6 protein-coding genes are annotated in these 11,864 nt (G+C 70.1%); all 6 read left to right on the top strand.

What is annotated here, in order from left to right:
* The first annotated feature begins 9 nt into the window (after nucleotides 1–9).
* Nucleotides 10–5,646: a thioester reductase domain-containing protein gene (locus AC08OP_RS08810; RefSeq protein WP_476613744.1), complete on the top strand. Its 5,637-nt coding sequence runs from the start codon at nucleotides 10–12 to the stop codon at nucleotides 5,644–5,646.
* Between the two features lie 22 nt (nucleotides 5,647–5,668).
* Nucleotides 5,669–7,024 (top strand): NAD(P)/FAD-dependent oxidoreductase, encoded by a 1,356-nt coding sequence (locus AC08OP_RS08805; RefSeq protein ID WP_476613743.1) that lies wholly within the window; start codon nucleotides 5,669–5,671, stop codon nucleotides 7,022–7,024.
* 305 nt (nucleotides 7,025–7,329) lie between these two features.
* Entirely contained in the window at nucleotides 7,330–7,755 is a 426-nt protein-coding gene (locus AC08OP_RS08800; protein ID WP_476613742.1) for a YybH family protein, read from the top strand.
* 115 nt (nucleotides 7,756–7,870) lie between these two features.
* Complete coding sequence (locus AC08OP_RS08795) at nucleotides 7,871–8,764, top strand: NAD(P)-dependent oxidoreductase (protein WP_462203759.1); 894 nt, start codon at nucleotides 7,871–7,873, stop codon at nucleotides 8,762–8,764.
* A gap of 134 nt (nucleotides 8,765–8,898) precedes the next feature.
* Nucleotides 8,899–10,410, top strand: a complete 1,512-nt coding sequence (locus tag AC08OP_RS08790) for a flavin monoamine oxidase family protein (protein ID WP_476613741.1) — start codon at nucleotides 8,899–8,901, stop codon at nucleotides 10,408–10,410.
* A 36-nt stretch (nucleotides 10,411–10,446) separates the two neighbouring features.
* Nucleotides 10,447–11,640: a cytochrome P450 gene (locus tag AC08OP_RS08785; RefSeq protein ID WP_476613740.1), complete on the top strand. Its 1,194-nt coding sequence runs from the start codon at nucleotides 10,447–10,449 to the stop codon at nucleotides 11,638–11,640.
* Nucleotides 11,641–11,864 lie beyond the last annotated feature (224 nt).

Below are 11,864 nucleotides of genomic sequence, written 5' to 3'. Positions count from 1 at the left end.
AACCCACCCATGGCGGACGAGAACAAGCTGACGGAGTACCTGAAATGGGTTGCTGCCGACCTGCAGAAGGCCCGGCAGCGCATCACGGAACTGGAGTCCGGCCGGGTGGAACCGGTCGCGATCGTGGGCATGGCCTGCCGGTTCCCGGGAGGTGTGCGCTCAGCAGACGATCTGTGGCAGCTGGTCGTGGACGGACGGGACGCCATCACCGCGTTCCCCACCGACCGCGGCTGGGACGTGGACGCGCTCTACGACCCCGACCCGGACATGCCGGGTACCACCTACACCCGAGAGGGCGGCTTCCTGGAGGGAGCAGCCGAGTTCGACGCCGCGTTCTTCGGCGTCTCTCCCCGTGAGGCGCTGGCGATGGACCCCCAGCAACGGGTGCTGCTGGAGACGGCCTGGGAGACCTTCGAGCACGCGCGGATCGACCCGACCCCCCTCAAAGGCACCGATATCGGCGTCTTCGTCGGCGCCGTCGAGCAGTCCTACCTGGGGCTCTACGGCCCCCAGGAGCTTGAGGGCTACCTGCTGACGAGCCGTCTCGGCAGCGTCATGTCCGGCCGCATCGCCTACTCCTTCGGCTTCGAGGGCCCCGCCCTCACCGTGGACACGGCATGCTCGTCGTCCCTGGTCGCCATGCACCTCGCGGCGCAGTCCCTCCGCAGCGGCGAATCATCCCTCGCCCTCGCCGGTGGGGTGACGATCGCCGGGACCGCCGGCGGATTCGTCGACTTCGCGCGGCAGCGCGGCCTGGCCCCCGACGGCCGGTGCAAGTCCTTCGCCGCCGCCGCCGACGGCACCAGCTGGTCGGAAGGCGTCGGTCTGCTCCTGCTCGAACGGCTCGACGAGGCCGTCGCCCGGGGGCACCGGGTGCTGGCAGTCCTGCGGTCGTCCGCCGTCAACTCCGACGGCGCTTCCAACGGCCTCACCGCTCCCAGCGGCACCTCCCAGGAAAGGATCATCCGGGCTGCGCTCACCCGGGCACGGCTCGACGCCTCCGACGTGGACGTCGTCGAGGCACACGGCACCGGCACCCGGCTCGGCGACCCCATCGAGGCCCAGGCGCTGCTGGCGACCTACGGGGCCGCGCACACGTCGCGACGCCCGCTGTTCCTGGGCTCGCTGAAGTCCAACATCGGGCATTCCGTGGCGGCCGCCGGGGTAGGCGGAGTCATCAAGATGGTCCAGGCGCTGCGGCACGCCGAACTCCCCCGGACCCTGCACGTCGAGCGACCGACACCGCTGGTCGACTGGTCCGCCGGGACGATCGCGCTGCTCACCGAGCACCGTCCGTGGCCGAGGACGGACCGGGTGCGCCGCGCGGCGGTCTCCGCGTTCGGCGTGAGCGGCACGAACGCCCACCTGATCCTCGAGCAGGCGCCCGGTGAGGAGACAGCGCGGGAGGCGGCGGCGCGGGACCCAGCGCCGGCCCTGCCGGCGATCCCGCTGCTGCTGTCCGCCCGCGGCCGGCAGGCGCTGGTCGCCCAGGCGCGCGACCTGATCTCGGTCACCGCGGCGGGCACCGGTTCTTCCCTCCTCGATCTCGCCTACTCGACGGCCACCAGCCGCGCCGCTCTGCCGCACCGGGCCGTGATCCTGGCCTCGGACACCGAGTCCCTGCTCACCGCTCTCCGTTCGTTCGCCGAAGACGGCGCCCACACCGTGACCGCTGTGCCCCCAGGCAGGGGCCGGCTGAGTTTTCTCTTCACCGGCCAGGGTGCCCAGCGGGCGGCCATGGGCAGGCGGCTGCACGAGGCGTTCCCGGTGTTCGCCGAGGCGTTCGATGCGGTGTGCGCACACCTCGACCCCCATCTGGAGCATCCGCTGCACGGCGTCCTCGAGACCGGGACCCGGCTGACCGAGACGCGCTATGCGCAGCCTGCGCTGTTCGCGATGGAGGTCGCCCTGTTCCGGCTGTTCGAGGCGTGGGGGGTCCGAGCCGACTTCCTCGTGGGTCACTCGATCGGCGAACTGGCCGCCGCGCATGTGGCCGGAGTGCTGTCGCTGCCGGACGCGGCTGCTGTGGTCGCCGCGCGAGGCAGACTCATGCAGGCGCTGCCGGGTAACGGGGCGATGGTCGCGCTGCAGGCCTCCGAAGCGGAGATCACCCCCCTGGTGACCCGGTCGGCGGGAGCGGTGGCGGTCGCGGCGGTCAACGGCCCGGCGTCGACAGTGGTGTCCGGTGACCGGCGCCTCGTCGACGAGATCGAGGAGCGCGTGCGGTCCTGGGGCCGGCGCACCAGGCGGTTGGCGGTAAGCCACGCCTTCCACTCGCCGCTGGTGGATTCCATCCTCGACGAGTTCCGCCAGGTGCTGCACGGAGTCTCGCTGAACGCTCCAGACATCCCGATCGTGTCGACCCTCACCGGCCGGGTCGCCTCCGGCGATCAGCTGCGTTCCCCGCGGTACTGGCTGGATCAGGCACGGCACACGGTCCGCTTTCACGACGCTGTGCGCACACTTGCCGATCAGAAGGTGACCACCACCCTGGAACTGGGTCCGGCCGGAGTGCTCTCGGCCCTGGTCGCCGACAGCGTGCGCCTCACCGCCGTGGCCGCGACGCGAGCCGCCGCGACCGAGGCGCAGGACGCGGTCGCGGCGCTGGGAGCGCTCTGGTCGGCCGGGCTCCCTGTCGACTGGTCCGCCTTCTTCGCCGGGACGGGTGCCCGGCAGGTGGACCTGCCGACCTATCCGTTCCAACGCGAGCGGTACTGGCTGCGGCCCGCGGCGGCGGCGGCCACCGCCGCGCCGGATCCGCGGGACGCGGTGCTCCGCGTCGGCTGGGACCCGCACCCCACGGCCGGACCGTTCATATCCCCGGACCTGGCGGTGCTGCGCCTCGGGGGCGCTCAGGCCGGCGCTCAGGCCGCGGTGCTCCGGGAACTCTCCGCCGGCATGGTGTTCGACGACGTGGCGGACGCCCTGGCCGCGCTGCGCTCGCGGCCGGCGTACGACGTCCTCCTGGTCCCCGTGATGTTCTCCCCGGACAGCGACGTGCCCGGGCAGGCCGAGCGGGTGGCACGGGCGATGCTGGGGCTGGTCCAGTCATGGCTGCTGGGCGATCCGGCCGCTGACGCGTCGCTGGCGGTCCTGACCCGAGGCGCCGTCTCGACCGGCCAGGGTGGCCCGGACGCCACGGACCTCGTCGCGGCCCCGCTGTGGGGGCTGCTGCGCTCGGCACAGTCGGAGGCGCCCGGCCGCATCACGCTGGTCGATCTGGATGAGGACGCGGCGTCGGTGGCGGCGGTGCCCGCGGCTCTCGCGTCCGGCCAGCCGCAGATCGCCATCCGGGCCGGCCAGATCCGCACACCGGGCCTCGCCCGGGTCCCGCGAGGGGCCGAGCCGTCGGACGGCACCACGTGGCGGCCCGGCGGCACCGTGTTGATCACGGGGGGCACCGGTGCGCTCGGCGGGCTGTTCGCGCGTCACCTCGTCCGCGCGCACGGTGTCTCCCAGCTGCTCCTGGCCAGCCGCCGGGGCCTGGCCGCGGGCGGCGCGGCCGAGCTCGTCGCCGACCTCACCTGGCTCGGCGCCGAGGTCCGCGTCGCCGCCTGCGACCTCGCCAACCGCGATGCCCTCGGCGCGCTGCTGGACTCCATCCCGAAGGAGCATCCGCTCACCGGGATCGTGCATGCGGCCGGGGTGCTCGACGACGGCCTGATCCCGGATCTGACCCCGGACCGGCTGACCACCGTGCTGCGGCCCAAGGTCCACGCCGCGTGGCACCTGCACGAGCTCACCCTCGCCCACGACCTGGACTCCTTCGTGCTGTTCTCGTCGATCGCGGGCATCATCGGTGGCGCCGGCCAGGCCAACTACGCCGCGGCAAACAGCTTCCTCGACGCCCTGGCCAGCCACCGCGCCCGACTCGGGCTGCCGGCGACGTCGCTGGCCTGGGGACTGTGGGCGCACGAGGGCGGGATGAGCGGGCACCTGACGCGCGCCGACCTCGACCGCATCGCCCGCTCCGGCCTGCGGGCCATCACCTCCGACGACGGGCCGCGGATGTTGGACCTCGCGCTCCGGGCTGATCATCCCGCGCTTGTCGTCACCCCGGTCGACCTGACCGCGCTGCGGTCCGCCGCCGGTCGCGCGCCCCTGCTGCTGCGCCGCCTGCTGCGGGACACCGACGGAGCCGCCGAGGAGGTGTCCGAACCGCGGCGCCTGCTGGCCCGGCTGACGGAACTGCCCCCGTCTCACCGGCGCGGCGCGGTGTCGGACTTCGTCCTTCAGGAGGTGGCGCTCGTCCTCGGACACTCGGCACCGGGAGCGGTCGAGGAGCACCAGCTCTTCTCCGACCTCGGATTCGATTCGCTCACCTCGGTGGAGCTGCGCAACCGGCTGGCCGATGCCACTGGTCTGCGGCTGCCGCCATCCCTGATCTTCGAGCGCCCGACACCCAAGGAACTGGTGGAGCACCTGGCCACCCTCCTGGTGGCCGCGCGAGGGGCGTCCTCGCGCGCCGCCGACGTCGACTTCTCCGCCGAGGTCCACCTCGACGAGGGTATTCAGCCCGCGGGCGAGATCGACCGGGTGGCCACCGACCCCGCCGAGATCCTGCTGACCGGCGCCACCGGCTTTCTCGGCGCGTTCCTGCTCCGTGATCTGATGCGATCGACGACCGCCACGGTGCACTGCCTGGTGCGGGGAGAAGACCGGGCCACGGCGACCCGCCGCCTGCGGGAGAACCTGGCTTGGTACCAGGTGTGGGAGGACATCGATCCGGCCCGTCTGTCCGTCGTCGTCGGTGACCTGGCCGCGAGCCGACTGGGCCTGGCCGAAGCCGGGTTCGACGACCTCGCCCGCCGGGTCGACGTCGTCTATCACGCCGGCGCGACGGTCAGCTGGCTGCGGCCCTACACCGAACTCGCGCCGACGAACGTCGGCGGCACCCGGGAGGTGTTGCGGCTGGCCGCGGCACACCGCACGGTTCCGGTCCACTACGTGTCGACGACCGGGGTGTTCCCCGCTCCGAGCCCTGACGCGCGCGCGGCCACCGTGACCGACCCGACCGGGCCGGCGCACCTGCTGCACAACGGTTATCTGCAGAGCAAATGGGTCGCCGAGCAGATCATCGGTCTCGGCAGGGACCGCGGACTGCCCCTCTCGGTGTACCGGGTGGATGTCGTGTGCGGCGACCAGATGACCGGCGCCTGCCAGACCAGGGATTTTGTCTGGTTGAGCCTCCGGGGAATCCTGGAGGCCCAGGCGGTGCCCGAGAGCCTCGCCGGCGTCGTCCACATGGTTCCCGTGGACTACGTCAGCACGGCGATCGTGGCTCTCTCCACGCTGCGGGACACCGCTGGCCGGACCTTCCATCTGTACAACCGGCAGAATCAGACGTTCGCCGAGTTCGTCGATCACCTCAGATCCTTCGGATACCACCTGCCCGCGCTGGACTGGGACTCGTGGTCGGCCCGCGTGCGCGGGGACCGGAAGAACGCGATGTTCCCGCTGCTGGACTCGTTCGAGGGAATGAACGCAGGCAACGGCCTGGCCACCTATCCGCCGATCGATGTCTCGGACACCGAACACGCGCTGCGGGAAACCGGCATTGAATGCCCGGCGGTCGATCGTGGCCTGTTCGAGAGATATGTGAGCTTCTTCGTCAAGGCGGGCTATTTTCCGCCCCCCACCCTTTAGCACGCAGCAGGGGAGTGACCGCATGGCGGAAACATCTGGACGTGATCGTGTGGTTGTGCTCGGCGCAAGCATGGCCGGGCTGTTGGCAGCGCGTGTGCTGACGGACCGGTACACCGAGGTCGTCCTCGTCGACCGTGACGACCTCACCGGGCACGACGCCGCCGGGGGGCACCGTGACACCCGACGAGGCGTCCCGCACGGCGAGCACCTGCACAACCTGCTGGCCGCTGGTCTCCTCGTCCTGGAGGAACTGTTCCCGGGGATCACCGAGGAGCTGACAGCGAACGGCGCAGCCGCAGGCGACGGCACCGGCAACACGCGGTGGATCGTGAACGGCCGGCGCCTGCCCAAGCCGCAGTCCGGTCTGCCCCTGCTGTCAGTCAGCAGACCGCATCTGGAGCGGCGGGTCCGCGGGCGTGTGCGTGCGCTCGCGAACGTGACCGTGGCGGAACGCACCGAGATCACGGGGCTGCTGACCAGCCCGGACCGGTTGACCGTGGTGGGCGCCCGCGTCCGGCGGGGGGAGACCAGCCGTGATCTGTTCGCCGACCTGGTCGTCGACGCGACCGGCCGACGCACCCGCACGCCCGTGTGGCTCGCGGAGCTCGGCTACCCCGAGGTCGAGGAGGAGCAGCTCCGGGTCGACGTCGGCTACACCACCCAGTACTACCGGCTGGCGCAGGACCGGATGGTCGACGAGGTCTCCATCGACGTCGGCGCCTCGCCGGAGATTCCACGAGGGGCGCTGTGCGCCAAGGTGGAGGACGGCTGTGCCGTCGTCACCGGCTACGGCATCGCCGGCGCCTACCCACCCCACGACTCCGCGGGCTTCCATGACTTCCTGAAATCGCTGGCCAGCACCGACATCTACGACGCGGTGCACGATCAGGAGACTCTCGGGGAGCCGATCGCCTACCGCTTCCCGGCCAACCTGCGACGCCGCTACGAGCGGATGAGCTCGCGCCCTGGCGGGCTACTCGTCATCGGCGACGCCGTATGCAGCTTCAACCCGGTATACGGGCAGGGCATGACCGTCGCGGCCCTGGGATCCAAGGTGTTGCGGGACCACGTCGACCGGTCGGGGGCGGTCGAGCCCGGCAGGTTCTTCGCCGACCTGGCGGCAGAAGCCGTCGACCATGTGTGGGAGCTGACGACCGGGGCCGACCGCGTCTTTCCTGGTGTGGGCGGTGACCTGAGCGAGGAACAACAGGCCGAGCTCGCCTTTCTCGACCAGCTGCTCGAGGCCGCGCGGCGGGATGAGCGCCTGCTGGTCGCCTACGCCCGGGTGGCCTACCTCCTTGACCCGTCCGAGGCGCTGGCGGCCCCGGCGATCCAGGCGGCGGTGGCCCGGGCTTTGGAACAGACCGACCAGGGCTAGCCGCATACCGGCACTCCGAACGGACCAGCACCCGCCCCCGGGGGACCCGCGGGAGCACAACCACCGCCGCGGCGTGCGCTGCCCACGGTTCGCGACCTACCGGCTCCAGCGGGCGAACCCGCCCTGTCGGACAGGATTGCGGGACACGATCCGCGCCGTGGCTGGTTGTTCACCGGTAATCGGGTCGATTCCTCTCACGTTTATACACGATTACCGACACAAGACCGGATCGAGGAACGCTCGCTGCTAGCCTGCGAGCAGGTCCACGCCATATGCCGTCAGTATACGAATGGAGCAAATGTGCCGTGACCGAAACTCAATACGCACTGGTACGTGACATCAACCTGCACCAGGAGGCCTTCGGAGCCGCTTTCAACTCCGGTGACGCCGCCGCGGTCAATGCGATGTACACCGACGACGCGGTCGGGATGTGGGAGCCGGGAAAGCCCCTCCGCGGCCAGGTCCGCCGCGACTACGTGGCTGAATTTCTGGCGACTCGCAAACCGTCCGTGGAAGCGACGGTGCGCCAGAAGCTGGTGGTCGGCGACACCGCCATGCTTGTGGTCGAGTGGCGGATGGACACGATCGGCGCAAACGGCGAACCCGAGCCGCTGGACGGCGTCGCCATCGACGTCCTGCGTCAGGGCGAGGACGGCTACTGGCGTTACGTCGTAGACAACCCCTTCGGTGTCAGCGGCCCGTGGGCCGCCGAGGACGAGGGACGGGAATAGATCGACGCACGAAACGCGGACGCGGGTCACATCACCGCGCTGGCACGCCTGGGACCGGCGAACGAACGATCACATCCATCGCGGCGGACGCCGCACGACATCCGGAGAAGCTCCTGTGTCCACCCCCTCAGTCTCCGCATCGCCGGTCACCGTCGTCGGACTCGGCCTGATGGGCCGCGCGCTGGCGGCGGCCTTCCTGTCCAACGGCCACCCGACCACGGTCTGGAACCGCTCGGCAGGGAAGGCAGACGATCTGGTCGCCAACGGCGCGACCCTCGCCCCATCGATCAGGGCCGCGGTCGAGGCGAGCCCACTCGTCGTCATCTGCGTCTCCGACTACGACGCCGTGCACGAGCTGCTGGACCCGGTCGGCGCCGCCCTGGACGGCCGGACGCTGGTCAACCTGACCACGGCCAGTTCCACTGTGGCGCGTGAGACCGCCAGCTGGGCGGCCCAGCTCGGCAGCACCTATCTCGACGGCGCGATCCTGGCTCTCCCCCAGGCCATCGGCACCGCCGAGGCCACGGTGCTGTACTCCGGACCGAAGGCGGCCTTCGACGGGCACCTGGCCACCCTGCAGGTACTCAGCCAGACCGGGACCGTCTATCTCGACGAGGACCACGGTCTGTCCGCCCTCTATGACATGTCCGTCCTCAGCATCATGTGGGGCGTCCTCAACACCTTCTTGCACGGTGCCGCGCTCCTGGGCACCGCGAGTGTTCCGGCGACCACCTTCGCGAGCCTGGCGGTCACGGCGATCAACGTCACGGCCGACTACGTCACCGCCTACGCGCAGCAGATCGACGAGGACAGGTTCCCGGCCACCGACGCCACCGTCAACGTCCACGTGGGCGGCATGGAGCACCTCGTGGAGGAGAGCAAAGTGCTCGGCGTCAACGCGGAACTCCCGACCTTCTTCCTGGAGCTGGCGAAGCGCGCGGTGGCCGACGGCCACGCCGAGGACAGCTACGCGGCGCTGATCAAGCAGTTCCGCAAGCCCTCCGCCTGACCCAGCCCAGCCACCCGGAACGGCGCGGGGAATCCGAGGCGCAGGCCGCATGCGCCGGATTCCCCGCACGTCCGGAACGCGGCGACATCCACACCGCCTCGACGACCACAGACCGTAACGCGGGGGGATTCACCTTGACCACGCATGAAGACGGAGCGCACACAGGCTCGTCCAGCCGTTCGTTCTCTCGCAGGACCGCGCTCAGGGCAGGTGGCCTGGCCGTCGCCGGATCCGCGCTCGGGGTCAGCCTCCCCGGTGTGGCCGAGGCCGTCGAACAGGGCCACGCGGGCCATCGCGACTACGACAACATCGTTGTCGGGGCCGGCCTGGCCGGCCTCACCGCCGCCCGCGAGCTGCGGCGCAAGGGACAGCGGGTGCTTGTGCTCGAGGCACGCGACCGCATCGGCGGGCGGACATGGACCGACACCTTCAACGGCTCTGAGATCGAGCGCGGCGGCGCCTGGGTCGACCCGCTGCAGCCCCATGTGTGGCGCGAGATAGCGCGCTACGGCCTGTCGGTCGTGGCCGACGCGGGACCCGAGCGCGTGATCATGCCAACCCTCACCGGATTCGCCGAGTACGACCCGGTCGAGGCCTACACCCGGCAGGGCGAACTCTTCACTCCTTTCTTCGACGGCTCACGCGACTACTTCCCGAAGCCGTACGAACCGTTCGCCCGCGAGGATCTGATCACACCGCTGGACCGGCTGAGCCTGCGCGACCGGCTCGACCAGCTCGCCTACCCGCCCCAGGACGAGATCCGCATGACCAGCACCACCGCGCTCTACGGCGCTCCGAGCGCGCGCGGCTCGATGCTCCAGCTGTCGCAGTGGTGGGCACTCGCGGGCTGGAACTACCAGAGCTTCTCCGGAGTGAACACCTTCCGCATGGAGAAGGGCACCATCGCCCTGGCCGAGGCCATCCTGAAGGACGGCAGTCCAGACCTCCGGCTCAACTCCCCCGTCACGTCGATCACTCAGAGCAATGGAAGGGTGCGGGTAGGGACCCGCACGGGGACGACCTACACCGTGCCCGAGGTCGTCATAGCCGTCCCGGTCAACGTCTGGAAGACCATCAGCTTCGGCCCGGCGCTGCCATCGGAGTACCGCAGGGCAAGCAGCCAGGGCTACGGTGTGCCACGCCAGAAGAAACTGTGGCTGGATCTCACCAGTCCCACGGACCGGTTCATCGCCGAGGCGCCCGAGGGCTATCCCCTCGTCATCATGGGCCGGCTGAACGAGAACGCGCCGGTCGTCGCCTTCACAGTGGACGACAGGCTTGACGTCGGCAACCGTGCCCAGGTCGAGGCGGCGGTACGCAGGATCATCCCGGACGCGCAGCTTCGCAGGCACACCGTGACGGACTGGCAGGCAGACCAGTACGCCCTCGGTGGGCCCGCGTACCGGCAGCCCTTCCAGCTCACACAGCTACACCGTGCGATCAGCCAGCCCTTCGGGCGGATCAGATTCTGCGGCGACGATCTTGCCCTTGGCTGGAGCGGGTACATGGACGGCGCCATCGAATCGGGTCTTCGGGTCGCCGGTTCACCAACGTTGTCCTCGTCGTCGCCTGCGGCGCCCGAGGGTCGCCGCCCGGTGACACCCCAAGTCGATCACAGAATCTACCGCCCCGTCCATCGTCTGTGATCAGCGATACAACGGCAGTGAGATCGGGAGTAGGCCATGCCAACGACGAACCAATCCGCGACCGAGGCTGTGGACTCGCTGTTCTCCTGGTTCCGGGAGATGCACGACCAGCATCCGATTCATCACAGTGAGGAGTACGGATGGCAGTTGTTCCGGCATGCCGACATCGCCCATGTCCTCACCGATCCGAAGACGTTCTCCTCGGAGACGGTGCGGCTGTTCAACGAACCGCAGCCTGATCTCGACCTGTTCCTGATGGGGAACCTGGTCACCAGCGACCCGCCCCACCACCGGATGCTGCGCCAGGTCATCAGCCATGCCTTCACACCGCGCGCGGTGTCGGTACTGTCCGAGCGGATCGCTCGGATCACCCACTCCCTGCTCGACCGCACGGCCGGCTCCGACACCTTCGATCTGATCGACACGCTGGCCTATCCCCTACCGATCACCGTGGTCGCCGAGATGCTCGGCCTGCCCCACGAGGACGTGCCGATGTTCCGGGCATGGGGCGACGCGCTGGGCGCCCTCGACGCGGCGACGGTGCCGCCCGAGGTCATGGAGGCCGAGGTCACTCCCGCCATCCGGGAGATGAACTCGTACATCCTTGATCATGTGCGGAGGCGCCGGGAAAGCCCGACCGACGATCTGCTCAGTGACCTGGCGCAGGCGAGTATCGACGGCAAGCCGTTGCGCGACGGCGATCTGATCGGCCTGATCGGCCTGACCATGTTCGCCGGCCACGCCGCGTCGATGGCCATGATCGGCAACGCGATCGTCGTCCTCGACCGCCACCCCGAGACGTTCGCGGCCGTCCGCTCGGACCGCGATCTGCTGCCGGGCGCCATCGAGGAGCTGATGCGCCTGTACCCACCCTTCTCCCGGATGGCGCGCGTGACCACCACGCAGACGGAGCTCGCGGGGCAGCAGATCGGCAAGGACGAGCTGGTGACGCTGTGGACCGGCGCGGCCAGCAGGGACCCGGGACGCTATCCGGATCCCGACCGCTTCGACATCCACCGCAACACCGGCGGGCACCTCGCCTTCGGCCAGGGCATCCATTTCTGCCTCGGCGCACCGCTGGCCCGGCTGGAGGTCAGGATCGTGCTCAACGCGCTGCTTGATCGTTTCGACGACATCGCCGTGGACTACTCGGGCGGGGTCGAGTTCGAGAACCCTATGCAGATCATCTGCCCTCGGCGGCTACTGGTGCGCGTCACCGGGCGGTCCTAGCACGGCACGCCGCCGCCGCGGCGGGTCGAACTTCGTGGAGAACATGCCCCCCGCCAGCGCCGACCTTTCCCCCTTGCCCGCCATCCGAGAGTAGCGGGCAAGGGGGCGCGTCACGTCGACGGTGACCTCCCGGTCAGCCGGTCATGTCGACGGATTGCCATGTTTGCGTACCGGGATGTCGGCGTTCTTCGCCCGCAGCGCGGCGAGCGCCCGGACGAGAGTTG

Source organism: Frankia sp. CeRuru1 (genome assembly GCF_977966315.1).
The sequence above is the reverse complement of the archived record's forward strand: the minus strand, read 5'-3'. Positions and strand labels throughout refer to the sequence as shown.

Excerpts from the sequence above, each read along its gene's own strand:
- AC08OP_RS08810 (WP_476613744.1), top strand. The coding sequence starts at position 10 with ATGGCGGACGAGAACAAGCTGACGGAGTACCTGAAATGGGTTGCTGCC.
- AC08OP_RS08805 (WP_476613743.1), top strand. The coding sequence starts at position 5,669 with ATGGCGGAAACATCTGGACGTGATCGTGTGGTTGTGCTCGGCGCAAGC.
- AC08OP_RS08785 (WP_476613740.1), top strand. The coding sequence starts at position 10,447 with ATGCCAACGACGAACCAATCCGCGACCGAGGCTGTGGACTCGCTGTTC.